Source organism: Serratia sp. 506_PEND, assembly GCF_001076875.1.
GTDB lineage: Bacteria > Pseudomonadota > Gammaproteobacteria > Enterobacterales > Enterobacteriaceae > Serratia > Serratia marcescens.
Genome location: NZ_JVEL01000448.1, coordinates 1 through 24,159, shown reverse-complemented (window position 1 = coordinate 24,159; position 24,159 = coordinate 1). Strand labels below are relative to the sequence as shown.

Genomic DNA, 24,159 nt, shown 5'->3' with positions numbered 1-24,159 from the left:
GGCGTCGATATCGTCCATCAGCCCGAACGCCTCCACTAGCGGCGTCTCCCGCCGCACCGTCACCGTTTCCTGTTGATCGGCCACGTCGCCGGCCTGCACCAGCAGCAGGCGCTTCAGCGTGCGATCCTGGCCGACAAAGGAGGCGACGAAGTCGTTCGCCGGGCGCGCCAGCAGCTCATCGGCGCTGGCGTTCTGCACGATCTTGCCCTGGCGGAACACCGCGATGCGATCGCCGAGCTTCAGCGCTTCGTCGATGTCGTGGCTGACCAGCATCACGGTCTTCTTCAGCTGACGCTGCATGTCGAGAAACTCGTTTTGGATGGTTTCGCGGTTGATCGGATCCACCGCGCCGAAGGGTTCATCCATCAGCAGCACCGGCGGATCGGCCGCCAGCGCGCGGATCACGCCGATGCGCTGCTGCTGCCCGCCGGACATCTCTTTCGGGTAGCGGTGCAAAAAGCGCTTGGGATCCAGCGCCACCATGCTCATCAGCTCCTCGGCGCGATCGTGGCAGCGTTTTTTGTCCCAGCCCAGCATGCGCGGCACTACGGTGATGTTCTCCTCGATGGTCATGTTGGGGAACAGACCGATCTGCTGGATGACGTAGCCGATTTTGCGGCGCAGGCTGACAGTATCCAGCGCGCTGGTGTCTTCGCCGTTGATCAGAATGGTGCCGCCGGTGGGTTCGATCAGGCGGTTGATCATCTTCAGCGTGGTGGTTTTGCCGCAGCCGGAAGGGCCGAGCAGCACGCAGATTTCGCCTTCCGGCACGTCCAGATTGATGTTGTCGACGGCGTTGAACGGTGTGCCGTTCTTCTGCATGAACTGTTTGGTCAGATTTTCCAATTTAATCATGAGCGGATCCCCTTGGGCGTGAGCGCAATTTGCAAGCGGTGCAATAACCAATCGAGGACGATCGCCAGCAGGCTGATCATCACGGCTCCGGTAATCAACTGGCGAATGTCGCTGCTGCTGATGCCGTTGAGCAGCAGCAGGCCGAGGCCGCCGGCGCCGATCACCGCGGCGATCGCCATCACGCCGATATTCATCACCACGGCGGTGCGAATGCCGCCGAAAATGACCGGCAGCGCCACCGGGATCTCCACCCAGCGCAGGCGTTGCCAGAACGTCATGCCGATGCCGCGGCCGGCTTCGCGCAGCCCGCCGGGCAGGTTGTCGAGCGCGGTGTGGGTATTGCGCACGATCGGCAGCAGCGAGTAGAGGAACACCGCGGTGATCGCCGGTACGTAGCCAATGCCGTGGCCGATTAAGGAAAACAGCGGGATCATCAGCCCGAACAGAGCGATGGAGGGCACGGTCAGCACCAGCGTGGCCAGGCTCAGCACCGGCGTCGCCAGCCATTTGTGGCGGACGATCAGCACGCCGAGCGGCACGCCGATCAGGATCGCCAGGCCGACGGCGATGCCGACCAGCAGCAGGTGTTCCAGCGTCAATCCGGCGATATAGGCCCAGTTTTGCCAGGCGTAAAGTAAGGTATTCATCATGCCTCCTAAATCAGGCCGCGCTGCTTGAGGAACGCGTCGGCGACCTGTTGCGGCGTCTGGTAGTCGATATCCACCTTGGCGTTAAGCTCGGTGATCACCTGATTGTTGAACTGTTTCGACAGCGTGTTCAGCGCCGCTTCCAGCCCCGGCGTGTTTTGCAACACGTCGGCGCGCACCACCGGCGTGACCGCATAGCTCGGGAAATAGCCTTTGTCGTCTTCCAGCACCTGCAGATCGAAGCCTTTCACCCGGCCGTCGGTGGTGTACACCAGCCCGGCGTCGACGAAGCCGTCGCGGATGGCGTTGTAGACCAGGCCGGGGTCCATCTGGCGGATTTGCGGGCGATCCAGCGGCATGTCGTACAGCGCCTGCATCGGTTTCAGACCGTCCGAACGGCCGGCGAACTCCAGATCCAGCCCCAGCAGCCAGTTGTGTTTCGGATCGGTTTTACGCACCTGTTCCACTTTGGCCACCAGCTGCGACATCGTGCGGATCTGCTCTTTTTCCGCGCGCCGGCGCTGCATGGCGAAGGCATAGGTGTTGTTCATGTCCGCCGGCTGCAGCCACACCAGGCCGAGTTTGGCGTCGAGCTTTTTCACCGTGTCGTAGGTTTCCTGCGGCGACATGCGCTTATTGATGTGGTTAAAGATGATCAGCGAGGTGCCGGTGTATTCCCAGGTCATGTCGATCTGTTTGTTGATCATCGCGTTGCGGGTGATCACCGTAGCCAGATTGGTTTTGGGTTCGACCTGAAAACCTTTGGCCCGCAGGTATTGCACGGTGATCGCCGACAGAATGCGCTGTTCGGTAAAGTTCTTGCTCGCCAGCGTCAGCGGGGCGGCCCAGGCGGCCGCACCGGTCATCAGCAAGGAGAACAGCAGCGCGTGGCGGAGGGGTTGTAACCATCGAGTCATCGCGTTTCTCCCATCAGGATGCGGTGTGCGGGCTGAGCCGGCGACCGAGACCGGCCAGCGCCAGATCGAGCAGCAGGGCGATCAGCGCGGTGGCGGCGGCGCCGAGGATCAGCGTCGGAAAGTCGTTCAGGTAGATGCCGGGGAAAATTAGCTCGCCGTAGCTGCTGGCGCCGATCAAAAACGCCAGCGGCGCGGTGCCGACGTTAATCGCCATCGCGATGCGCACCCCGGCGAAGATCACCGGCAGGGCGTTGGGCAGTTCGACCTGGCGCAGCCGCTGTCCGGCGGTCATGCCAATACCGTTGGCGGCCTCGACCAGCGCCGGCGGCACCGAACGCAGGCCGGCATAGGTATTGCGCACGATAGGCAGCAGCGAGGCGAGGAACAACGCCACCACCGCCGGCCGGTCGCCGATGCCGATGATCACCATCGCCAGCGCCAGCACCGCCAGCGGCGGCAGGGTGTTGCCGACGTTAAAGATCTGCATCACGTGCTCCGCCCAGCGGCGGGCGAAAGGGCGGCTCAGCAGGATGCCGCTGGGAATGCCGACCAGCAGCGACAGCAGCATGGAACACACCACCAGGAACATGTGTTGCTGGCCGAGGTAGATCAAATCTTCCCGGCGCGACTTGAGGGTTTCCCAACCGATGCCGTAAACCAGCAGCGCGATGACGGCGATAAACAACAGGCTCCCGAGGAGCAGGCGCCGGTATGGCGCTGACTTGTGCATGATGTTGCGTCCTCCGTTGCGCGGAGCGGCCGATAGGCGGCGCATTCCGCTCTGATTGTTACCCACGGCCCGGCGGGCGTGGCGGTACAAAACGGGCGTTTCGCATGAGGTTAGCGACATTGAGCGAAGGGTGCGTTCGGCACAGCGTGCTGAACGTAGGCTCAATACGTGAGTTAATCAGCATAAGATACTGATATTTAAACCCGAGAAAGCACGAGGCCCAAAGGCGCCGGCTAGGGAAGGTATAGCACCCTGTCGTTGACCGTGCCAAGTTTTATGAGCAAAATCAGCTGATTGAGTTTGCCCGTATTGGCGCCGCAGCCCGCGTCAGCGCTGGGATGCGCGTAAAGTGAAAAAAAATCGCGGAAAAACGTTACGCCGTAACAGTTAGTCCAAATGGTGCGATTCGCTATCGGCAACGGCGGGATGTGAGGGCGGATAGACTTGGCGCAGGCGCTTGCTGATATACTCAGGGAAAATAAAAACGCCAGGAAGCCTGCATAACGCCATGACAAATAACGTTTCACCCGCACCCATTGCCCATCGCCCGCTGATCCTGATCGCCTGCATGCTGGCGATGTTCATGTCGGCGATCGAAGCCACCATCGTCGCCACCGCCATGCCGACCATCATCGGCGATCTCGGCGGCTTCTCGCTGCTGGGCTGGGTGTTCGCGGTCTATTTGCTGGCGCAGGCGATCACCATTCCCATCTACGGCCGGCTGGCGGATCTCTACGGCCGCAAGCGGGTGTTCTTCTTCGGCGCGACGCTGTTCCTGCTGGGATCGGTGCTGTGCGGCTTCGCCCCCGACATGTATTGGCTGATCGGCTTCCGCTTATTGCAGGGATTGGGCGCCGGCGCCATCATGCCGATCGCGTCCACCATCATCGGTGATATCTACAGCGCCACCGAACGGCCGAAGGTGATGGGCTACCTGTCGAGCGTGTGGGGCGTATCGGCGATCATCGGCCCGCTGCTGGGCGCGTTTATCGTGCAACACCTGCCGTGGGCGCTGGTGTTCTGGGTCAACCTGCCGATCGGCCTGTTGGCGATGTTCTTCCTCTGGCGCTATCTGCCGGCGCATCAGCAACTGCGGCGGCACGCGCTGGATCTGGCGGGCACCGCCTGGCTGACGCTGTTCGTTTCGGCGCTGCTGCTGGCGCTGTTGCAGATGGAAAGCCTCGGATGGTGGGTGGCGCCGTTGTTGGCGCTGGCGGCGGCGTCGCTGGCGCTGTTGATACGTCAGGAGCGGCGCGCGGTCGAACCGCTGTTCCCGTTGGCGCTGTGGCAAAGCCGGGTGATCGTCGCCGGCAACATCGGCGGGCTGGTGATTGGCGCGGCGATGATGGGCATCAGCGCCTTTCTGCCGACCTTCATTCAGGGCGTGATGGGGGGCTCACCGCTGGAGGCGGGCACCACGCTGGCGCTGATGTCGATTGGTTGGCCGTTGGCCAGCACGCTGAGCGGCCGTTTGATGCTGATGACTTCGTATCGCGCCACGGCGCTGCTGGGCGCACTGCTGTTGGTGGCAGGCGGCCTGATCCTGCTGATGTTGCAGCCGAACGGCGGTCTGCTGTGGGGCCGGGTGGCGGCGTTTATGGTCGGCGCCGGCATGGGATTGTGCAACACGACGTTTTTAGTGTCGGTGCAGAACGCGGCGCATTACAGCATTCGCGGCATTGCCACCGCCTGTACGGTATTTACCCGTATGGTGGGCTCGGCCATCGGCACCGCGATTTTGGGCGCCACGCTGAACCTCAACCTGCAGTGGCGTTTGCCGGAAATTGACGATCCGGTGCAGCGTCTGATGGAGCCGGCGGTGCGCCAGAGCATGGGGAGCGAGGCGCTGGCGCAGCTTATCCAGCAGGTGGCGGCTTCGCTGCATTGGGTGTTCCTGGTGTCGGCGTTGGTGTCGTTGCTGGCGCTGGCGGCGGCGATGCTGATCCCGGCGCGTTGTCGGCCGCAAGGCGAAGAGGAAGAGGCGGAGCAGGCGTAAAGGAAAATGAAAAGGAAAGGGCGCGGCTGTTGCGCGCCCTGGGTAGCCGATGCGGCTTACTGCGCGTTGAAGGTGTCCTGGCTGGTGCCGGTCTGCGCCGCGTCACCACTATCGTCGCCATTGTTCAGGCGGGTATAAACGATCTTCTGGGTGTCGTTTTCGCAGTGGCCGACCACCTGGCCGCCCGCTTGATCGGCCTGATCGTTAGGCACGATCTCCAGTTTGAAGCCGGACTCCGGAACGCCGTTATTGACGATTTTTTGCGAAATGTCCGCTTTCACGCTTTCACAGGAGGCCAGGGCCGCCAATGGGGCGCCGGCCAGCAATACAGCGGTTAATATCAGCGTTTTCTTCATCACGTCATCCTTTTAGACAATGAACTTCCTGTAACAGGATAGCAGCAACGGCGGCCGGGTTTCACGCATGCCCGCCCGCCGCAGGCGGATTAAGGATTAATCCGACGCCCGGTCTGGCGATCCAGACATTTACGGGTGTCCGGTTCCCAGTAGGCGTTGACGTTGTTGCTGTCGTTGCAGCGGTCTTCGTCATCCGCCGCGCGATCGGCCTTGTCGAACTCTTTCTCGACGCGGGTGTTGACCTTGTGGCGCAGGGATTTGGTATCATTCCACTGCTCTTTGCTTTGGCGCGCTTCTTCGGTGCTCATCGCGCCGCTGCCTTTGCCATCGACGGTGACGCAGGTGCTGCCCTGCGTGCAGGTGGCGGCCAGCGCCGGCGCCTGCCAGGCGCCCATGACGGCCAGCATGGCGACCGGCAGCATCCCGCGCAGCAGTCGTTGGGTCGAAAATGTTTTCATCGTTTCATCCTTATGAGTGAGTGCGCCTGATGATGGCGGCACTGGCGTTACCTCGCCCGCAGGCGTGGTGATAAATATACCACCGCGCTCCTGGAATTCACCAGCCAAGCGCCGATTCGTTTACTTTATCGAGAGAAAACTGCGACCGATGTTAAAAACTACGCTGTTGTTTTTCGCCACCGCCCTGGCTGAAATTATCGGCTGTTTCCTGCCTTACCTGTGGCTCAAGAAGCAGGGCGGCGCCTGGCTGCTGCTGCCGGCGGCATTGAGCCTGATGCTGTTTGTCTGGCTATTGACGCTGCATCCGGCTGCCAGCGGGCGGGTCTATGCGGCCTACGGCGGTGTGTATGTGGCGACCGCGCTGCTGTGGCTGCGGGTGGTGGACGGGGTCAAGCTGTCTGCGCTGGATTGGATCGGCGCCGGCGTGGCGCTGGCGGGCATGCTGATTATCGTTTCCGGCTGGCGCGCGGCCTGAGGAAACGCGGCGGGAGTCGCCTCCCGCCGTCGCGGCTCAGGCGCCGCGGTGGATGTTCAGCCCGGCGAAGGACTGGCTGACCGGCATCATTTCCAGCGTGTTGATGTTGACGCGCGCCGGCAACGTCGCGACCCAGAACACCGACTCGGCGATGTCTTCCGGCGTCAGCGCATCGGCGCCTTCGTAGGTTTTGTTGACCTTGCCGTCATCGCCCTTGAATCGCACGTTGGAGAATTCGGTGCCGCCCACCAGGCCCGGCTCGATATCGGTCACGCGAATGCGCGTGCCGTGCAGATCGGCGCGCAGGCCCAGGCTGAACTGTTTGACGAACGCCTTGGTGGCGCCGTACACGTTGCCGCCGGCGTAAGGCCAGTTGGCGGCGGTGGAGCCGATGTTGATCACATGGCCGACGTTGCGCTCGACCATGGCCGGCAACAGCGCGCGGGTCATGTTCACCAGCCCCTTGGCGTTGGTGTCGATCATGGTTTCCCAGTCATCGGCGTTGGCCTTGTGCGCCGGCTCCAGCCCCAACGCCAGCCCGGCGTTGTTCACCAGCACGTCAATTTGACTCAGCTCGGCCGGCAGTGCCTCGATCGCCTGTTGAATGGCGGCGCGGTTGCGCACGTCGAGCCGCACGATGTGCAGCGCTTCGCCCAGTTCTTCTTGTAGCTCTTCGAGACGCTCAAGGCGGCGCCCGGCGGCGATCACCTGGTGGCCTTCACGGATAAAACGGCGCGCAATGGCCTCGCCGAAACCGGAGGTGGCGCCGGTAACAAAAATAATCATGTTGCTGTTCCTCAACTGTTTTTACCCTACATGCCTCTATCATTAGCACAAACCCGCAGGCAGTGGCAGCGGTTATCACGGCGGAAAGCAAAAAAGGTCACACCGGGCCGGCGGCCCGATGCTGATTAGCGCTGAGGCGGCAGGTGGTAGACCACGGCGTCATACTTGATGCGCTCGCAACGGCCGGCCAGCACGCCGCCCAGCGACTCGACGAGGCGGCGGCTGGCGGTATTCTGCTCGGCCACCGGGTAGAGAAAGTGCGGCGGCTGAAAGCGCTCGCTGGCCCAGCGCGCGATGCCCTGCACGATTTCGCGGCCGTAGCCCTGACCATGCAGGCTCTCTTTTACCCAGATGCCCAGCTCCGGGGTGTGGCTGCGCAAATTATGCGCGCCGCCGACCCCGACGAACTGCCGGTCTTCGCGCCGACGGGCGACGAAGATCACTTCTTCACCTTCGCGCATCAACGGCAGCCAGCCTTGCCAGACGTTGGCGAAATCCTCCGGCGACGCCTCCGGTTCAAAGGTCATAAAGCGCGTCAGAGTGGGGGTGATCGCCTGGTAAACATCGTCGGCGTCTGCTGCGGTAAAGGGGGCAATCAACAAACGGTCGGTGTCAACGCGGCACTGAGAAAGGTCATTGTGATTCATCTTATTCCCTCGCTTTTCAGGCCATAACGGCAAAAAATCCGCGCCGGTAAATCGGGGCGGATCGTTGATATTACGCGCATTGGCGGCAGAAGCGACTTCTTTTTCGCCGCTGCGGCGGCGCGGAGGAACGGCTTTATGTGACGTCGTCACGTTGAGGGGAAAGACGGCGGGCACGGTTAACCGCGCCCGCCGCGGAGGGTCAGAACTTCACCGAACCTTGCAGATAGATCGTGCGCGGCTGGCCGATGTACAGACCTTTGTTGTTGTCGTCATAGGCGCGGGTGAAATACGCGTGGTTGAACAGATTTTTCACGCCAACGCCCAGATTCAGGCCAGCCATTTCCGGGCCGAAATCATAGGCGGCGCGCACGCCCCACAGCATATAGCCGGGAATGCGGCCGGTGCTGCCGTCGGCGCTTTCCGCCACGGTGTTGGCGTTGTCGGCGAACTGGCTGGACTGGAACTCGCCGTTAAGATTAAACGCCCAGTTGCCCGGCGTGTAGTCCAACCCCAGGGTGCCTTTATGCTTCGGCGAGAACGGCACCTGGTTGCCCTTGTAGCCGCCGTCTTCGCGGATGGTGGCGTTGACGTAGGCGTAGCTGGCGTAGGCGGTCAGGTCGTCCAGTTTCGGCGTCAGCTGCGACAGATCGTAACGCAGGCTGCCTTCCAGCCCGGCATGGCGGGTTTTGCCGCGCGCGGTCACGCTGTCGGTCACCTGGTTGGAGTCGTACTGGTTGTTGAAGTTGATCAGGAACAGCCCGATCTCGCCGGTCAGCGCATCGCCGGCGTAGCGGGTGCCCAGCTCCCAGGTGCGCGCCTTCTCCGGTTCAATCTTGCCGCTGTCGACCGCTTTGCCCATCTGGCTGTATTGCACGGTGCCGAAGGAGCCTTCGGTGTTGGCGTACAGGTTCCAGTATTCGTTCAGGTGATACATCACGTTCAACGCCGGCAGCGGCGCGTTATAGCTGACGTCGAGGCGGTTGTTCTTGATGTAGTTGTTCTGATACGACTTGATGTACTCGTAGCGCATGCCCGGCGTGAGGGTCCAGTCGCCGATGTCGATGCGATCGTCGATATAGAAGGCGTGCGCCTCGGTGCCGGACTGGGTGTCGCGATCGTATGGGCTGGCGGTGGACGGCAGCCTGCCGGTGCTGGCTTTGCTGGTGTAGCGCAGTTCGTGGGTGGATTCGCTGACGTAGCGGTAGCCGACGCCGACCTCATGCGCCGAATCGCCCCAGCGGAAGCTCTGGCTGTAGCGCGGTTCCACGCCGCGCACCCAGTATTCGCGCGGCGACAGCGTCAGGTTTTTACCCTGATCCAGATAGCCGCTGCGCAGGGTATAGGTGTAGAAGCTCTGCACGTCGAACTTGTGCTGCCGATCCGGCTGATACTGGTAGCCGAAGTTCGCCAACTGGCGGCGGCCCCAGAACTTGTCGTACGGGCGCGTCGACTGGAACGGGTTGGCGTTGTAGTCCGCCCGGCTCAGGCCGCCCGGCATCTCCGCTTCGCCTTCGTAGTATTGCAGCAGGCTGTTGAAGGTGTGCACCTCGTTCGGCGCGTAACGGCTTTTCAGCATCACGTCGTCGATTTTGGTCGCACTGTGCTCGCGCCAGTCGCTGCCGCGGGTGCCGGAGTAGAGCAGCGCCGCGCCGAGGCCGTTGTCGGCGGTGCCGCCGATCATCAGGTTGCCGGTGCCTTTCGGGTGATCCTGGCGGGAGGTCGGGCTGAGTTGCCCCTGCATGCCGGCCTCCATGCCGAAGGTTTTCGGGATGGCGCGGGTGACGAAGTTAACCACGCCGCCGACGCTCTGTGGCCCGTAGCGCACTGCGCCGCCGCCGCGCACCACGTCGATCGCATCCATATTGCCGAGCGAGATTGGCGCCAGCGACAGCTGCGGCTGGCCGTAAGGGGCGAAGGGCACCGGGATGCCGTCCATCAACACGGTGGAGCGGCTGGCGAGGCGCGGGTTGAGGCCGCGAATGCCGAAGTTCAGCGCCATGTCATGGCTGCCGGTGCCGTTGTTCTCCGGCGCCACCACGCCCGGCACGCGGTTCAACGCTTCGCGCACGGTGGTGGTGCCGGTTTTGACGAACTCTTTGCGGCGCACGACGTCGCGCGCGCCGGGGTGTTCGAACACGTCGATCTGGCGGCCTTCCGCCAGCCAGTCGCCGACCACGGTGATGTCCTCTTCCTTCTGCGGCTGCGGCAGTTTGGCCAGCGTGTAGCCGTTATTGCCGAGCGCTTTAGCCTGCAGGCCGCTGCCGGCCAGCAGGGCGTTCAGGCCGTCATCGACGCCGTAGCTGCCGCTCAGGCCCGGCGAACGTTTGCCGGCGGTCAACGCGCCGTCCACCGAGAGCGCGATGCCGGCGCGAGCGGCGAAAGCGTTCAGCGCGCCGTCCAGCTCACCGGCCGGAATGTGATAGGTGGCAGCGGCGCTGGCGGCGCTCGCCGTCAGCGGTGCGGCGAAGACCAGGCCAATGGCCACGGCCAGCGGCGTGGCCCGTTTTCCCCAAAGCGAAGCCGGAGCGACCTTTCCCCAAGCGTTGTTCATACCTTCTCCTGAATCATTTTTTATTTATTGCTGCAGTGTTTTCCTGGGAGTCGGATGAGCAAAGCAAAAGGGACAATCAAGAATGCGATTTTTTATCATTTTCATTTAAAAAATTCAGGCGGGGACGATTTGCAGCCAATAGCGGGTAAAGCTCTGCAGGTGAACCGGCAGCGTCTGGCTGAGCAGGGCGAGGGCGCGATCGGTATCGTTGAGCGGGAAACTGCCGCTGACGCGCAGGCCGGCAACGGCCGGATCGCAACTCAGATGGCCGCGCCGGTAGCGCGCCAGTTCGGCGATCACCCGGTCCAGCCGCCACTGGCTGACGCTCAGCACGCCGCGCAGCCAGCCGTCCTCCTGCGCGGCGGGGTGTTTATCGCCGAAGGCCGTCGCGCTGAAGCTGATCTGTTCACCGGCGTTCACCCGGCGCTGTTGTTGCGCGTTTTGCGCCAGCTGCGCCTCGACCGCATGCTCCAGCACTGTCAGGCGCGTTTCGCCGTCGCTCTCGCGCACCAAAAAACGGGTGCCGAGCGCGCGCATCGCCCCCTGCGGGCTTTGCACCCACAGCGGCCGGGGATCGCGTCCGGTAACCAGGCTGATTTCCCCGGCGTGCAGGCGGATCAGCCGTTGGCGATCGTCGTAATGCACGTCCACCGCGCTGGCGGTGTTCAGCACCAGTTGGGTGCCGTCGCTTAACACAATGGGTTTGATTTCACCGGTGGCGGTGCGGTAGTCGGCGCGCAGCTCCCGGCCGAGCGGCGACTGGTAAAGGAGGCCGCCGCCGCCCACGCCGAGCAACAGCAGCAGGCTTTTCAGCAGGGTGCGGCGATCGATCGCGGATTGGCGGCCGGCGCGATCGAGCGCGCGATAGCTGAATTTGCCCGGCACGCCCTGCAGCTGGCTCTGCAACGCTTCGACGCGCTGCCAGGCCCAGCGGTGATCGTCATGCTGCTGGTGCCAGGCTTGCCACTGTTGGCGCTGGCGTTCGGTGACGCGCTCGTCGCACAGCAGGGCATACCAGTGTGCGGCCATTTTCAGCGCCTGGCGCTGCTCGGGGGTGATGGCGTTGCTCATGAATAAACGTCGTTTTCGAGGCTGAACAGCAGGCAATGCTCGGTGGCTTTGGCCATGTATTTTTTAACCGAGCTGACCGACACGCCGAGGCGCGCGGCGATGTCCGCATAGCCCAGGCCTTCGAGCTGCGACAACAGAAAGGCCTGTTTTACCTTCGGCCCCAGGCCGTCGAGCATGGCGTCGATCTGCTGCAGGCTGTCCAGCAGGCTCTGGCGCTGCTCCGGCGACGGGGCGTAGCCTTCCGGGATCAGCGCCAGCATCTCCAGATAGGCGCGCTCCAGCGTTCTGCGGCGGAACAGATCGACCATCACCCGCTTGGCGACAGTGACCAGAAAATCTTTCGGCTCGCGCAGGGTCGCCGCGGCGTCGCCTTTCAGCAGGCGCATAAAGGTGTCCTGCGCCACATCGTCCGCATCGAACGCGCAGCCCAAGCGCCGGCGCAGCCATCCCTGCAACCAGGCGTGATGGGTGGCGTAGAGGCGCGACAGCGCGGCGTGCGGGGCAGAAGCGGTGGCGGACATGATTTTCGCATTGCTGGTCAAAAAGATGCGCGGATGATAATTGAGAATAGTTATCGTTTCAAGTTTGGTTGTTGTCCTCAGGCCGAGATTCAACCCCTTGGCGCGGTGTTGAAAATAAACCGTGCGCCGTGAAGATATTCGCTTGCCCATTCAAGGTGCAGCGGCGCGGTGTTATTTTTGCAGGCAAACGGTTGCTATTGAACTGCCGGCGAAGAGCGACGTTTGCTTTATTCTTTTTTGCCGGTCAACTCCCCTTGGTTAATTAATATCACTTTGTTTTTTAAGTGGTAATTTATTTTACGCCGTCAGCTGGCACGCGGCTTGCTATGCTTAAGCCGGTCTTGGCGTTTGGGCGACAAAGGCATTGTTTCATCGGCGCAGGTTATTACGCGGGTGAGGTGGGCCGGTCGCGACAAGGAAGAAAATAATGGCACTGCAATTCACCACGGCTATTCGTGGCAATTTTTTTGATATCTCAGCCTGTGTGGAGGCGCCGCAACAGCTTGAGGAACGCTTGCGGCATATTGCCGACGGTTTACTGCTGCTGAACGACGGCGTCATCGTCTGGTTCGGCAGCTGGCGGCAGGGCGAGGCGCTGCTGCCGCCGGGTTTCACGGTCACGGAGTATCGCGACAAACTGATCGTGCCGGGGTTTATCGACACCCACATCCACTATCCGCAAACCGAAATGATTGGCGCCTATGGCGATCAACTGCTGGACTGGTTAAACAATTACACCTTCCCGACCGAAAGCCGTTACGACTGTGGGCAGCACGCCGACGCGATGTCGGCCTTCTTTCTGCGGGAGTTGCTGAGTAACGGCACCACCACCGCGCTGGTGTTCGGCACCGTGCATCCGCGGTCGGTCGATGCGCTGTTCAGCCAGGCGGCAGCGCTGAACATGCGCCTGATCGCCGGCAAGGTGATGATGGATCGCCATGCGCCGGAGGCGCTGCTGGAAACGCCGGCGCAGAGTTACCGCCAGACGCGCGAACTGATCGAACGTTGGCACGGCAAAGGCCGCCTCGGTTACGCCATTACGCCGCGCTTTGCGCCCACCAGTACGCCGGCGCTGCTGGCGCAGGTGCAGCGGCTGCGTGAAGAATATCCCGACGTTTGGCTGCAGACGCACCTGAGCGAGAATTCGCAGGAAGTGGCCTGGGTAAAAGCGCTGTTCCCGCAGAGCCAAAGCTATCTGGACGTTTACCACCGCTACGGCATGACCGGCGATAAAAGCGTGTTCGCCCACTGCCTGCATCTGGAGGAGCAGGAGTGGGACTGCCTGTGCGAGACCCGCTCGGCAATCGCCTTTTGCCCCACCTCCAATCTGTTTCTCGGCAGCGGGCTGTTTGACCTGCAGCAGGCCTGGCGCAAGCGGGTGAGGCTCGGCATCGGCACCGATGTGGGGGCCGGCACCACCTTCAATATGCTGCGCACGCTGGGTGAGGCGTACAAGGTCGGCCAGCTGCAGCATTACCGGCTCTCCGCCGTAGAAGCGTTCTACCACGCCACCCTGGGCGGCGCCCGCGCGCTGTCGCTGGACGACAAAATCGGCAACTTCAACGTCGGCAAAGAGGCGGATTTCGTGGTGCTCGATCCGGCGGTCACGCCGCTGCAGCAGTTGCGCTACGCCAACAGCGCCACGTCTGCGGAGCAAGGGTTCGTACTGATGACCCTGGGAGACGATCGTAACATTTATCGCACCTATGTGAATGGTAAGGTGGTTTATGAGGCGTCGCGCTGACGCAGCCGCGCCTGCAGCCAAATGCTGAGCGGCGCGATGGCGACGGCGCTCAGCGCACACAGCCATAACAGACGTTGCAAACTGAGCGGGGTGAGGCCGCCGCTCAGCAGCGTGGAGGAGAGCAAGAAGGCCACCGTGGCGCTCAGGTGTATCAGGGCGGTTTGCAGCGTGCCGAAGGCGGCGCGTTGCCGATTGTCCGGCCAGCGCATGCTCAGGGAAGAGATCGCCACCAGCCGCGCATAGGCCGCCGCGAGAAACGCGACCATGAACAGTTCACCGCGATCGCCACCGCGCGCCGCCAGCCACAGGCTGCCCAGCAGCAACAGCGTGGCGCCCACCGTCAGCGTCACGGCGCCAACGCGTTGCAGCCAGCGGCCCGCCAGCACGGTCGCCAGATAACCAGCCACGCCGCCGATGAGAAATAGCCAGGACAAATGCGCGTCTGCCACCTGTAACCGCTGGGTGAGCAGCGGCGCCAGCACCGGGATCAGCAGCATTGGGCTGAACTGCGTCAGGCCGGCGGCGGAGGCGAACAGCAACAGCCGGCGATCGAGCGTGACGGGCGCGGCAGCCTGTGGCTGCGGCGCATCCTTGGGAACAAACAGCGCCACCAATACGGCCGCCAGCAGACACAGCCCGCCGATAGCCGCCAGCGCGGCGCGCCAGCTTGCCACTTCGCACAGGTACAGCATGCCCGGCATGCCGACAATGCTCACCAACGAAAAGGACGCGATCACCGTCGCCAGCATTCGGCCGTGCAGCGCGGCAGGCGCGGCGTTGAGCAGCAGGCCGATCCCGACGCCCATCGTAGTGCCGCCCAACAGCCCGGCCAGCAGCCGCAGCGCCAACAACCAGTAAAACTGCTGGGTTGTGGCGATCAATAAGGTGGTCACGCCCAGCAGCGTGACGTTGAGCATCAGAAAGCGCCGTTTCTCAACGCCGCCGATCCAGAAAAATGCGCCGATGCCGGAAATCACCGCCGCCAGCGTATAGGCCGCGCTGACATAGCCGGCGAAGCTGACGGGCACGGAAAAATCGCCGGCCATGTAGATGAATATCGGGTTGAATACCATGTATTCCAGGGCATTGGTGAACTGAATAAAGGCGATGACCAGCGCTATCGCCGTCAGCTTTCTCGCGGGTGTCATAAGCATCCATGGGTTGCAGAGTCAGGCCGGCAGTGTAGCGCTTGGCGTTGATCGGGATTAGATGGTAGAAATGGCATGGTTTGTTATCAAATCAGGGATAATCATGCGCGATAAATTGGATTTAAACCTGTTACGCATTTTCGTGGCGGTGGTGGAGCAAGGCAGCTTCGTCGGGGCGGCGCGGGCGCTGGCGATGCCAACCTCCAACGTCAGCCGCTATATCTCTCAGTTGGAGCGCCAGCTTGAGCAGCGGTTGATCGAACGCAGCACCCGCTCGATGCGGCTGACGCCGAACGGCCAGTTGCTGCATGAACGCACCCAGCCGCTGCTGGCGTCGCTGGAACACACCGCGCAAACCCTCAGCGAGCGGCAGCAACAGCTGCGCGGGCCGCTGCGCCTGTGCGTGCCCAATGAAGTTGGGCCATACCTGTTGGGCGAGCCGCTGGCGGCGTTCGCCCTGCAGCATCCGCAGATCGAAATCAGCTGCGTAACCAACCTGGCGGGTATGACGTCGCTGCTTGATGATGTCGATCTGGCGGTGATGATCAGCCGGTCCATGCTGGACGACAGCGACTATGTCGCGCAGCCGCTGGCGTCTTTCCCCTGCATCGTGGTGGCCGCCCCGGCGCTGCTGGCGCAGTGGCCGCCGTCGTCGGAGATTGAGCAATTCACGCAATCGCCCTGTATCAGCACGGTGGATGCGCTAAAGGGGATGCCGTGGCAGTTCGTCCGCCCGGACGGCAAGTTCGTTACCGTCCCGGTCAATGCGCGCTATCGCGTCAACAGCGGGGAGATGGCGCTGAAGGCGGCCTTGGCCGGCGTGGGGTTCGCCATGCTTTCCGAGCTCGGCTGCCGGCCGTTTCTGGCCGACGGGCGATTGGTTGAGGTGCCGCTGACGTTGCCGCCGGCGCCGCTGCAGCTGTATGCCGTTTATCCCGGCCGCCGCTATCTGCCAGTCAAAACGCGCGCGCTGCTGACGTTCCTGATACAGCAGGTCGGCGAGGCGGTTAACTTCTAATCACTTGTTTTTGCTCAAACTGCCAACTGCGCCTAAGCTAGGTGATGACTCTGAGGGAGCCATTCCCCGAGACCTTATTCCGTGAACATGGAGGAGTTTCGATTTGATGCGTTTATCCACATTGGTGCTGGCGATCGGCATGGCGCTGGGCTCGCAGGCACAGGCAGCAGAAACCCAACCTCACGCCGACCATAGCGCGCTGCCCAGCGGCCAGGCGAAGGAGGCTACCGTGACCGGTGAAGCCAATCAGCACGACAAGCAAAAGACTCAGAATCCGTTCTTCTATCAAAGCCGCCTGCCGTTCCAGGCGCCGCCGTTCAACCTGATCAAGGAAAGCGACTACGCGCCGGCGATCGAAGCGGGCATGAAGCAAAAGCGGGAAGAGGTGGAGAAGATCGCCAACAACCCGGCCAAGCCCAACTTCAAGAATACCTTTGTGGCGCTGGAGCAGGCCGGTTCGCTGCTGACGCGGGTGATGAACGTGTTCGGCGCCATGACCTCGGCCAACACCAGCGACGCGCTGCAGAAGCTGGATGAAGAAACCTCGCCGAAGCTGGCGGCGCTGAACGACGACATCATGCTCAACGGCAAGCTGTTCGCGCGCATCAAGGCCATCTATCAAGATCGCGATGCGCTGAAGCTGGATCCGGAGTCGCGTCGGCTGGTGGAAGTCACCTATAAAAACTTCGAGCTGGCGGGCGCCAACCTGTCGGACGCCGACAAGGCCAAACTGAAAGCGCTGAACCAGGAAGCGGCGACGCTGAGCACCCAGTTCACCAACAAACTGCTGGCGGCGAGCAAAAACGGCGCGCTGGCGATAACCGACCCGGCGAAGCTGGACGGTCTGTCCGAAGGTGAGCTGGCCGCGGCAGCGCAGGCGGCCGCCGAGCGCAAGCTGGAGAAACAGTGGCTGTTGGTGCTGCAGAACACCACCCAGCAGCCGCTGCTGCAGAGCCTGAAAGATCGCGGCACCCGCCAAGCGCTGTTCGACGCCTCCTGGACGCGTGCGGAGAAGGGGGACGGCAACGATACCCGCCAGACCATTTCCCGTCTGGCCAAGGTGCGCGCCGAGCAGGCCAAACTGCTGGGCTACCCGAACTACGCCGCCTGGAAGCTGCAAAACCAGATGGCCAAAACGCCGGATGCCGCCTTGAGCTTTATGCGCAACATCGTGCCGGCGGCCACCGCGCGCGCCGAGCGTGAAGCCAAAGACATTCAGGCGGTGATCGATCAGCAGAAAGGCGACTTCAAGGTGCAGGCCTGGGACTGGCAGTTCTATGCTGAACAGGTGCGCAAGGCCAAGTACGATCTGGACGAATCGCAGATCAAACCTTACTTCGAGCTGAACAACGTGCTGAACAACGGCGTGTTCTACGCCGCCAACCTGCTGTACGGCATCAGCTTCAAAGAACGCAAGGACATTCCGGTCTACCAGCCGGACGTTAAGGTGTATGAAGTGTTCGACAAGGACGGCAAATCGCTGGCGCTGTTCTACACCGACTACTTCAAGCGTGACAACAAGGGCGGCGGCGCCTGGATGAGCAACTTCGTCGATCAGTCGAAGCTCAACGGCACCAAGCCGGTGATCTACAACGTCGCCAACTTCACCAAACCGGCGCCGGGGCAGCCGGCGCTGCTGTCGTATGACGACGTGATCACGATGTTCCACGAGTTCGGCCACGCGCTGCACGGCATGTTCGCCGATCAGGAATACCCGAGCCTGTCGGGCACCAACACCGCGCGCGATTTCGTCGAGTTCCCGTCGCAGTTCAACGAGCACTGGGTCAGCGATCCGAAAGTGTTCAGCCACTTCGCCAAGCACTACCAGACCGGCGAGGCGATGCCGCAGGAACTGGTCGACAAGATCAAGAAGGCCGACAAGTTCAACAAGGGCTACAGTATGACCGAGCTGCTGTCCGCCGCGCTGCTGGACATGCACTGGCACATGCTGACCGCCGATCAGCCGCAGCAGGACGTGGACAAGTTCGAGGCCGAGTCGCTGCAAAAAGACAAGGTGGATCTCAGCTATGTGCCGCCGCGCTACCGTTCCAGCTACTTCCAGCACATCTGGGGTAACGGCTACGCCGCGGGCTACTACGCCTATCTGTGGACGGAAATGCTGGCGGACGACGCCTTCCAGTGGTTCACCGAGCACGGTGGCCTGACCGCCGAAAACGGCCAGCGTTTCCGTGACATGATCCTGTCGCGCGGCAACAGCCAGGATCTGGAGAAGCTGTACATCGACTGGCGCGGCAAAGAGCCGAGCATTGAACCGATGCTGATCAACCGCGGGCTGAAGGACGAATAATCCCGAGGGTATGAACAAGGAGAGTGAATAAACCAACGGCACGCCAAATGTCGGGTCGCATTCCGACGTTTGGCGGTGCCGTTTTCTGGTCGGCAGGGAGAAGACAAGCTACCTGGCCTGAATTTCATGCACCAAATCGATAAATGCTTTGAGCCCCGGAGGCACATGTCGTCTGCCGGGATAATAGAGACGCAATCCGCCGAAAGCTGGGCACCATTCGTCCAGTACGCTAATAAGGCGGCCTGATGCGATATCTTCACGGGCAAACCAATCTGAAACGAAGGCAATCCCCACACCGCTCAATGCGGCACGATGAATGGCGCGCATTTCATTCAATACAATGCGCGGCGGTACGTTGACTCGAAGTTTCTGCTGGTGGCGTTCCAATTCCCAATGGTAAATCCCCCCGTGTGACATACGCATCCCGACGCTTTTGTGCCGTAACAGATCCTCCGGCGATTGCGGTATGCCATGTTCAGCAAAATAGTCTGGTGTAGCGACCACCAACATGCGGATATCTCCCGTTAGCTCCACGGCGATCATGTCCTGCGGGACGGACTCCGCCAAACGGATCCCCGCGTCGTAACCTTCCGCCACAATGTCCACCATTCTTGATTCGCTGGTGATATCGAGCCGCATTTGCGGGTAACGCCGCAAATACGTTTCGATCAACGGTTCGTAGAGCAGGGAGACGCACTCCTGCGGTGCGCTGATGCGCAGCGTGCCGGTTGGCGCGTCGGGCTGGGTGGCGATCTCTTCCGATGCACGCCGAATCTCGGCCAGAGCGGGGGCGATTCGTTCTACATAACGCGCGCCCGCCGGCGTCAGCGCCACACTGCGGGTCGAACGGTTAAACAGACGTATTTTCAGGCGGCTTTCCAACCCGGCCACCGCATTGCTGACGGCGGTGGCCGACATGCCTAATTGCCGTGCGGCGGCGCGAAAGCTTTGTCGCTGCGCTACGGCCAACACGACTTCCAACTCTGTCAGTCCACTGCGATGCATAGATTATCCCGATTATCGGTACAGTTCGTACAGGATAGACCCACTTATCGTATTGATCATCTGTTTCTATACTCGTTTGACTAATCGGAACATGTGGAGCACACCATGCAAAAAATTGACAGCATTTATATCAACGGTGAATTCGTGACACCCCACGGTGAAGAACGCTTCACGCTGTTTAACCCGGCGACAGAAGACGTGATTGGCACTGTGCGTCTGGCGGACGAGGTGGATGCCGAGCGGGCGATTGCCGCAGCCAAGGCCGCATTTCCTTACTGGTCCAAGACCAGTAAGGCGGAACGCCTTGCCGTATTGCGCCGTATGCACAAAGCGGTTATGGCCCGTGAAGATGCGCTGATGGACGCTGTCGTGATGGAATATGGCGCGCCCAAAATTCGTGGGCGCTGGATGGCCAGTTACCCGGCGGACGCGATAGCTCAGGCGATCGACGCGCTGGAAAATTTCGAGTTTACGGAACAGGCGGGTAAGGCGCAGGTCATCATGACGCCTGTCGGCGTCGCCGGGCTGATTACGCCTTGGAACAGCGATGCCGGATTTATCTGCAACAAACTGGCGACGGCAATGGCGGCAGGGTGCACCGCGGTGATCAAACCCAGCGAAATGAGCGCGATGCAAACGCGGGTCATCACCGAAGCGTTGCACGACGCGGGCATTCCTGCCGGGGTATTTAACATTATCACCGGGCGAGGCGAGGTGGTGGGTGAGGTCATTAATCGACATCCCGATATTGCCAAGATCTCGTTTACCGGTTCCACGGCGGTGGGCAAACATATCGTAGAAAGCGGTGCAGAATCGCTGAAACGGGTGACATTGGAACTGGGGGGCAAATCGCCGACGCTGATCCTGGACGATGCGGATGTCATGCAGGCCGTGCCTTTGGCGCTTGCCGCCGGTTTTATGAATAGCGGCCAGGCCTGCATTGCAGGCACGCGAATTCTGGTGCCGCGCAGCCGTCAGGCGGAGTTTGAACAGGCGATTGCCGACGCGGTAGGCAAAGTCCGGTCGGGCGATCCGCGCGATGAAAATACGGAAATCGGCCCGATGGTGAGCCAAAAACAGTGGCAACGGGTGCAGGATTATATACGCTTGGGCGAGGAAGAAGGGGCGACATTGTTGGTTGGCGGCGTTGGCCGTCCATCGGGTATGGATAAAGGCTGGTGCGTGAAGCCTACGGTATTTGCGGGCAATAACCGGATGCGCATTGCCCGGGAAGAAATTTTTGGTCCGGTGCTGGTGATCATCCCTTACGACAATGAGGCCGAAGCGCTTGCGATCGCCAACGACACCGCCTACGGGCTGAGTGCGCTGGTGTTAAGCGGCGATCGCGAACGCGGGGTGCGGGTGGCGCAGCAGATTGACTCCGGGCGTGTTCTGGTGAACACGTTGGATCATGAACCTAAAGCGCCGTTTGGCGGTTTCAAACAGTCCGGGCTGGGCCGCGAGATGGGCAAATGGGGGATGCAGGCTTATCTGGAAGCAAAAACGTTGTTGGTGGGGTAACCCAGAGCCCATCGTCGTTATTGACATGCCCTGTTATGGGGAGAAAACGGCGCAAGAATCAAAGCAGACAACGGTCCCTTATCATCATTGTCATTGTCTTGCGCCTTTTCCCTTTCTATTAACGCTCAGCGGTTCACCACCTTGGCCGGCAGGGCCACCACCAGCAGCGAGCTGAGCAGCAGGCAGCCGGCGAAGGCCCAGAGCGCGCCGCCGCTCTTGCCGGTCAGATCCAGCGCCAGCCCCATCAGCGAATTGCTCACCAGCCCGGCGATGTTGGCCAGCGAACAGGCCAGCGCGAAGCCGGTCGCCGCCGCCGTGCCGCGCAGGAAGGTGGCCGGCAGGCTGAAGAACACCGGCACCGCGCCGATGATCGCCGCCTGGGCGATGGAGAACAGCAGCACCGTGGCCAGCGCGTTGTGAGTAAAGAAGGTGCTGCCGGCCATCGCCAACGCGCCGATGATAAACGGCACGATGATATGCCAGCGCCGTTCGCGCAGCCGGTCGGAACTGCTGCCGATCAGCAGCATGCCGAGCAGGGCGGCGACGCTGGGGATCGCCGTCAGATAGCCGATGGTGGTGATGTCGGTGACGCCGGCGGTTTTGATGAAGGTCGGCATCCAAAAGCCCATGGCGTAGGCGCTGAGCAGAATAGCGAAGTCGATGCCGCCGAGCATCCACACCTTCAGGTTGAAGAAGCCGTCGCGGAAGCTGTGCTTGCCGTGATCGGCCTCGGCGTCGTCACGCGCCAGATCGTCGGCGATGCGTTGTTTCTCCTCGGGCGTCAGCCACTTGGCCTGCTGATAAGTGTTAGGCAACAGCCAGAAGGTCAACACGCCCAACAGCACGCTGGGAATGCCTTCCAGCAGAAACAGCCACTGCCAGCCGTGCAGCCCGTGGCGCATGTCGAAATGGCCCATGATCCAGCCGGAGAGCGGCCCGCCGATCACGCTGGACAGCGGCAGGCCGATCATGAACAGCGCGATGATGCGGCCGCGGCGATAGGTCGGGAACCACAGCGTCAGGTAAAAGAGCACGCCGGGCAGGAAACCGGCCTCCGCCACGCCGAGCAAAAAGCGAATGACGTAGAACTGGGTCGGCGTGGTGACGAACATGGTGGCGGTGGACAGCAACCCCCAGGTGATCATGATGCGGGCGATCCACATCTTGGCGCCGACGCGCTGCAGGATCAGGTTGCTCGGCACCTCGAACAGAATATAGCCGACGAAGAACAGCCCGGCGCCCAGACCAAAGGCCGCTTCGCTCAGCTGCAGCGCGTCGGCCATCTGCAGCTTGGCCAGCCCGACGTTGATGCGATCGAGGTAGGCCGCCAGGTAGCACAGGCAAAGAAACGGGATCAGTTTCCAGGTGATTTTGCGGTACAGCAGCAGCGATTCTGCGTCCGCTTTCCCCGCCAGCGGGGTGTCGACAATGGCCATGATGTTGTCTCCAGGTGGTGCGTGTTGGCCTCCGCAGGAGGCGCCTGTTGTGTTTGCGTTGCATGGGCGCCGCCCTGTTTCGGGCGGTCGCGTGAGGCGCTGTCTGCGCCTTCGTTATTGTCGTTGCAGGTGAATCGTTGACTCATAACCGGTTCAGGTAGTCGAGCGCCTCCTGTTTGTGCACCACATCGCCGTATTTGCTGTCGATGTCGAACAGGTTGGCTTCGTGCGGGCCGGGGTGACGATCGCCGACGCACTCGCGCACCACCATGGCGCGAAAGCCGTGCTGCACCGCATCCACCGCGCTGGCGCGGATGCAGCCGCTGGTGGAACAGCCGATCATCAGCAGCGTGTCGATCCCTTGCGCCACCAGCAGCGGCGCCAGCGCGGTGCCGAAGAAGGCGCTGGCGTATTGCTTGCTCAGCACCACCTCATCGGCCAGCGGCGCCACCGGCGGGCAGAACGCCGCCAGCGGGTTGCCCGCCACCATGTCTTTCATCACCGGCGCTTTCCTCACCCACAGGCCGCCATCGGCAAAATGGCCTGCATGATAGCGGATATGGGTGTGGATCACCGGAATTCCCGTGCGGCGCGCGCAGGCCAGCAGCTCGCGGCTTTCCTCGACCGCGCTGACTACGCCCGGCGCGAACAGCGGCGCGCCTTCGGTGGTGTAGGCCTGCATAAAGTCGATCGCCAGCAGCGCCGGGCGCCGGCCGAAGCCGATGCGCTGGCCCCAGACGCCGCGATAGTTGTCACTGAGGGTGTCGTTCATTCTGCCTCCTCAATAGGCGCCGGACAGCAGGGCGCCGGCGCCTGGGACGATCGGCTCCAGCTCCAGCGCGGTCAGCATCGCGTAAGTGGTGGCGATGGCGGCGGTGATCACCGGTTTGCCGGTTTGGGCCTCCACCGTCGGGACGGCCGGCAGCGAAGGCATCTGCACGCAGGCGGACAGCACGATAGCATCGACATCGCGTAAGTCCATCTCGGCGACGATCCCCGGCAGCCTGGCCGGATCGTGCCGGCCGACCTCGAGGTTGTCCGGGATCTCCAGCGCGCGCCATACCTTGACCTCGATGCCTTCGTGCTGGATGTAGTCCACCACCAGTTGGGTCAGCGGTTTCATGTAGGGCGCCACCAGCGCGATGCGTTTGGCGCCGATCACCTTCAGGCCGTTGACCAGCGCGCCGGCGCTGCTGATGACCGGCGCGGCGGCCTGATTGTCTTTCGTCACCTGCGCCAGCCGGGCCTGCGATTCGCGGTGGTAACCCAGCCCCATCGCCATGATGGCCACCAGGCAGGCGTAGCCGAGCACGTCGACCCGCGCGTCGGACAGCTCCAGCGCGCAGCGATCGGACTCGGCGTCCATCGCCGCCAATTCTTCTTTATTGACGTGTTTCATGCGCATGCGGCTGGAGTGAAAGGTGAAACGCTCAGGGCGTATCAGCTGGCGCGCGCCCAGCATCGCCGGGATCTCGGTTTCCATCGTGGTGTTGGAGCTGGGCACGATCTGGCCGATGCGGTAGTGGTTGCTCATGTCGGTGTTCCTCAGTTAATCCAGAAAATCGCCCAGGGCGCGGAAGAAGCCATCAAAATCGTCCCACGGGATCATGTGTCCGGCGTTCTCGACCTCGACGATGGCGATCTCCGGCTGCAGCGCGCGGATCTCCGCCCGGTCTTCGGGCTGAATGACGCCGCCTTTGCCCGCGGCCATCAGCAGCGTCGGCATGGTCAGCTGCGGGTAGTCGCGGTGGCTGTCCACCTGATGAAAATCGTCGTAGGCGCGTTGGATCGCCGGCTCGTAGCAGGTATGCAGCCACTCGGCGCGCAGCTGGCGCTGTTCTTCGCTCCAGGTTGGGCAAAAGGCGCGCATCTGCTCGGCGCTCATGCCCGGCAGCGACTGCCGGATGGAGTCGGCGTACCACGGCCATTGGCCGGGATAGGCGCGGCGGCCGGGGCCGGAAACCGGCGG

23 protein-coding genes are annotated in these 24,159 nt (G+C 62.1%); 6 read left to right on the top strand and 17 right to left on the bottom strand.

Features of this window, described 5'->3' with window-relative positions:
- The 4 genes from ADK28_RS17480 to ADK28_RS17465 all read right to left on the bottom strand — a co-directional run.
- Positions 1–855 (bottom strand): ABC transporter ATP-binding protein (locus ADK28_RS17480; RefSeq protein WP_048796262.1); only part of this gene is annotated, 855 nt, incomplete at its 3' end.
- Positions 852–1,502 (bottom strand): osmoprotectant ABC transporter permease OsmW, encoded by a 651-nt coding sequence (gene osmW / locus ADK28_RS17475; RefSeq protein WP_004938544.1) that lies wholly within the window; start codon positions 1,500–1,502, stop codon positions 852–854. The genes osmW and ADK28_RS17480, both read right to left, overlap by 4 nt.
- Before the next feature lie 8 nt (positions 1,503–1,510).
- The gene (locus ADK28_RS17470) at positions 1,511–2,368 is read right to left on the bottom strand and encodes a glycine betaine ABC transporter substrate-binding protein (RefSeq protein ID WP_227944616.1); all 858 of its coding nucleotides are present in this window, start codon (positions 2,366–2,368) and stop codon (positions 1,511–1,513) included.
- A 64-nt stretch (positions 2,369–2,432) separates the two neighbouring features.
- Positions 2,433–3,149, bottom strand: coding sequence for an ABC transporter permease (locus ADK28_RS17465; protein ID WP_004938551.1), 717 nt, complete (start codon positions 3,147–3,149; stop codon positions 2,433–2,435).
- Between the two features lie 508 nt (positions 3,150–3,657).
- Between ADK28_RS17465 and ADK28_RS17460 the strand changes: the two genes are divergently transcribed.
- A complete protein-coding gene (locus ADK28_RS17460; protein WP_016927859.1) occupies positions 3,658–5,145 on the top strand; it encodes an MDR family MFS transporter in 1,488 nt (495 codons plus the stop codon).
- Between the two features lie 56 nt (positions 5,146–5,201).
- On the opposite strand, the gene ADK28_RS17455 is transcribed toward ADK28_RS17460, so the two are convergent.
- On the bottom strand, positions 5,202–5,501 hold the full coding sequence (locus tag ADK28_RS17455; RefSeq protein WP_048796261.1) for a DUF1161 domain-containing protein: 300 nt from the start codon (positions 5,499–5,501) through the stop codon (positions 5,202–5,204).
- 89 nt (positions 5,502–5,590) lie between these two features.
- Positions 5,591–5,959, bottom strand: a complete 369-nt coding sequence (locus ADK28_RS17450) for a DUF1283 family protein (RefSeq protein ID WP_004938560.1) — start codon at positions 5,957–5,959, stop codon at positions 5,591–5,593.
- Between the two features lie 148 nt (positions 5,960–6,107).
- Here ADK28_RS17450 and ADK28_RS17445 point away from each other — a divergent pair, with 148 nt between their 5' ends.
- Complete coding sequence (locus tag ADK28_RS17445) at positions 6,108–6,434, top strand: YnfA family protein (RefSeq protein ID WP_048796260.1); 327 nt, start codon at positions 6,108–6,110, stop codon at positions 6,432–6,434.
- Between the two features lie 36 nt (positions 6,435–6,470).
- Here ADK28_RS17445 and ydfG read toward each other — a convergent pair whose 3' ends face one another.
- From ydfG to fecI, 5 genes are all read right to left on the bottom strand, one after another.
- Positions 6,471–7,220, bottom strand: coding sequence for a bifunctional NADP-dependent 3-hydroxy acid dehydrogenase/3-hydroxypropionate dehydrogenase YdfG (gene ydfG / locus ADK28_RS17440; RefSeq protein WP_048796259.1), 750 nt, complete (start codon positions 7,218–7,220; stop codon positions 6,471–6,473).
- Between the two features lie 125 nt (positions 7,221–7,345).
- Entirely contained in the window at positions 7,346–7,867 is a 522-nt protein-coding gene (locus ADK28_RS17435) for a GNAT family N-acetyltransferase (protein ID WP_004938571.1), read from the bottom strand.
- A gap of 199 nt (positions 7,868–8,066) precedes the next feature.
- Positions 8,067–10,418, bottom strand: coding sequence for a TonB-dependent Fe(3+) dicitrate receptor FecA (fecA, locus tag ADK28_RS17430; protein WP_048796258.1), 2,352 nt, complete (start codon positions 10,416–10,418; stop codon positions 8,067–8,069).
- Between the two features lie 114 nt (positions 10,419–10,532).
- Positions 10,533–11,489 (bottom strand): ferric citrate uptake sigma factor regulator FecR, encoded by a 957-nt coding sequence (fecR, locus tag ADK28_RS17425; RefSeq protein WP_048796257.1) that lies wholly within the window; start codon positions 11,487–11,489, stop codon positions 10,533–10,535.
- Positions 11,486–12,010 carry a ferric citrate uptake sigma factor FecI gene (gene fecI / locus ADK28_RS17420; protein WP_033640439.1) on the bottom strand — a complete coding sequence of 175 codons (525 nt, stop codon included), beginning with the start codon at positions 12,008–12,010 and terminating at the stop codon, positions 11,486–11,488. The genes fecR and fecI overlap by 4 nt, the downstream gene beginning before the upstream one ends.
- A 427-nt stretch (positions 12,011–12,437) precedes the next feature.
- Between fecI and guaD the strand changes: the two genes are divergently transcribed.
- On the top strand, positions 12,438–13,754 hold the full coding sequence (gene guaD / locus ADK28_RS17415) for a guanine deaminase (RefSeq protein ID WP_048796256.1): 1,317 nt from the start codon (positions 12,438–12,440) through the stop codon (positions 13,752–13,754).
- Here guaD and ADK28_RS17410 read toward each other — a convergent pair.
- Complete coding sequence (locus ADK28_RS17410; RefSeq protein ID WP_048796255.1) at positions 13,736–14,902, bottom strand: MFS transporter; 1,167 nt, start codon at positions 14,900–14,902, stop codon at positions 13,736–13,738. The two genes, guaD and ADK28_RS17410, sit on opposite strands and share 19 nt — an antisense overlap.
- A 103-nt stretch (positions 14,903–15,005) precedes the next feature.
- Here ADK28_RS17410 and ADK28_RS17405 point away from each other — a divergent pair, with 103 nt between their 5' ends.
- Both ADK28_RS17405 and dcp read left to right on the top strand, forming a co-directional pair.
- A complete protein-coding gene (locus tag ADK28_RS17405; protein ID WP_048796254.1) occupies positions 15,006–15,920 on the top strand; it encodes a LysR family transcriptional regulator in 915 nt (304 codons plus the stop codon).
- A gap of 106 nt (positions 15,921–16,026) precedes the next feature.
- Positions 16,027–18,228 (top strand): peptidyl-dipeptidase Dcp, encoded by a 2,202-nt coding sequence (gene dcp / locus ADK28_RS17400; RefSeq protein WP_048796253.1) that lies wholly within the window; start codon positions 16,027–16,029, stop codon positions 18,226–18,228.
- Positions 18,229–18,336: 108 nt separating this feature from the next.
- Here the strand turns inward: dcp and ADK28_RS17395 are convergent, their stop codons facing one another.
- On the bottom strand, positions 18,337–19,233 hold the full coding sequence (locus ADK28_RS17395) for a LysR family transcriptional regulator (RefSeq protein ID WP_025302737.1): 897 nt from the start codon (positions 19,231–19,233) through the stop codon (positions 18,337–18,339).
- A 105-nt stretch (positions 19,234–19,338) separates the two neighbouring features.
- Here ADK28_RS17395 and ADK28_RS17390 point away from each other — a divergent pair, with 105 nt between their 5' ends.
- A complete protein-coding gene (locus tag ADK28_RS17390; RefSeq protein WP_033640426.1) occupies positions 19,339–20,754 on the top strand; it encodes an aldehyde dehydrogenase family protein in 1,416 nt (471 codons plus the stop codon).
- Positions 20,755–20,879: 125 nt separating this feature from the next.
- On the opposite strand, the gene ADK28_RS17385 is transcribed toward ADK28_RS17390, so the two are convergent.
- The 4 genes from ADK28_RS17385 to ADK28_RS17370 form a co-directional block, all read right to left on the bottom strand.
- The gene (locus ADK28_RS17385) at positions 20,880–22,190 is read right to left on the bottom strand and encodes an MFS transporter (protein WP_016927840.1); all 1,311 of its coding nucleotides are present in this window, start codon (positions 22,188–22,190) and stop codon (positions 20,880–20,882) included.
- Positions 22,191–22,332: 142 nt separating this feature from the next.
- Positions 22,333–22,962, bottom strand: a complete 630-nt coding sequence (locus ADK28_RS17380; protein ID WP_048796252.1) for an N-carbamoylsarcosine amidohydrolase — start codon at positions 22,960–22,962, stop codon at positions 22,333–22,335.
- Between the two features lie 9 nt (positions 22,963–22,971).
- Positions 22,972–23,724, bottom strand: coding sequence for a maleate cis-trans isomerase family protein (locus ADK28_RS17375; protein ID WP_048796251.1), 753 nt, complete (start codon positions 23,722–23,724; stop codon positions 22,972–22,974).
- A 15-nt stretch (positions 23,725–23,739) separates the two neighbouring features.
- Positions 23,740–24,159: alpha/beta fold hydrolase (locus ADK28_RS17370; RefSeq protein WP_048796250.1), on the bottom strand; the 420-nt coding region annotated here is incomplete at its 5' end.

Excerpts from the sequence above, each read along its gene's own strand:
- ADK28_RS17435 (WP_004938571.1), bottom strand. The coding sequence starts at position 7,867 with ATGAATCACAATGACCTTTCTCAGTGCCGCGTTGACACCGACCGTTTG.
- ADK28_RS17395 (WP_025302737.1), bottom strand. The coding sequence starts at position 19,233 with ATGCATCGCAGTGGACTGACAGAGTTGGAAGTCGTGTTGGCCGTAGCG.
- ADK28_RS17470 (WP_227944616.1), bottom strand. The coding sequence starts at position 2,368 with ATGACCGGTGCGGCCGCCTGGGCCGCCCCGCTGACGCTGGCGAGCAAG.
- fecR (WP_048796257.1), bottom strand. The coding sequence starts at position 11,489 with ATGAGCAACGCCATCACCCCCGAGCAGCGCCAGGCGCTGAAAATGGCC.
- ADK28_RS17465 (WP_004938551.1), bottom strand. The coding sequence starts at position 3,149 with ATGCACAAGTCAGCGCCATACCGGCGCCTGCTCCTCGGGAGCCTGTTG.
- ADK28_RS17385 (WP_016927840.1), bottom strand. The coding sequence starts at position 22,190 with ATGGCCATTGTCGACACCCCGCTGGCGGGGAAAGCGGACGCAGAATCG.
- ADK28_RS17445 (WP_048796260.1), top strand. The coding sequence starts at position 6,108 with ATGTTAAAAACTACGCTGTTGTTTTTCGCCACCGCCCTGGCTGAAATT.
- ydfG (WP_048796259.1), bottom strand. The coding sequence starts at position 7,220 with ATGATTATTTTTGTTACCGGCGCCACCTCCGGTTTCGGCGAGGCCATT.
- ADK28_RS17450 (WP_004938560.1), bottom strand. The coding sequence starts at position 5,959 with ATGAAAACATTTTCGACCCAACGACTGCTGCGCGGGATGCTGCCGGTC.
- ADK28_RS17405 (WP_048796254.1), top strand. The coding sequence starts at position 15,006 with ATGCGCGATAAATTGGATTTAAACCTGTTACGCATTTTCGTGGCGGTG.
- fecI (WP_033640439.1), bottom strand. The coding sequence starts at position 12,010 with ATGTCCGCCACCGCTTCTGCCCCGCACGCCGCGCTGTCGCGCCTCTAC.
- guaD (WP_048796256.1), top strand. The coding sequence starts at position 12,438 with ATGGCACTGCAATTCACCACGGCTATTCGTGGCAATTTTTTTGATATC.
- osmW (WP_004938544.1), bottom strand. The coding sequence starts at position 1,502 with ATGAATACCTTACTTTACGCCTGGCAAAACTGGGCCTATATCGCCGGA.
- dcp (WP_048796253.1), top strand. The coding sequence starts at position 16,027 with ATGCGTTTATCCACATTGGTGCTGGCGATCGGCATGGCGCTGGGCTCG.
- ADK28_RS17375 (WP_048796251.1), bottom strand. The coding sequence starts at position 23,724 with ATGAGCAACCACTACCGCATCGGCCAGATCGTGCCCAGCTCCAACACC.
- fecA (WP_048796258.1), bottom strand. The coding sequence starts at position 10,418 with ATGAACAACGCTTGGGGAAAGGTCGCTCCGGCTTCGCTTTGGGGAAAA.
- ADK28_RS17455 (WP_048796261.1), bottom strand. The coding sequence starts at position 5,501 with ATGAAGAAAACGCTGATATTAACCGCTGTATTGCTGGCCGGCGCCCCA.
- ADK28_RS17410 (WP_048796255.1), bottom strand. The coding sequence starts at position 14,902 with ATGACACCCGCGAGAAAGCTGACGGCGATAGCGCTGGTCATCGCCTTT.
- ADK28_RS17390 (WP_033640426.1), top strand. The coding sequence starts at position 19,339 with ATGCAAAAAATTGACAGCATTTATATCAACGGTGAATTCGTGACACCC.
- ADK28_RS17380 (WP_048796252.1), bottom strand. The coding sequence starts at position 22,962 with ATGAACGACACCCTCAGTGACAACTATCGCGGCGTCTGGGGCCAGCGC.
- ADK28_RS17460 (WP_016927859.1), top strand. The coding sequence starts at position 3,658 with ATGACAAATAACGTTTCACCCGCACCCATTGCCCATCGCCCGCTGATC.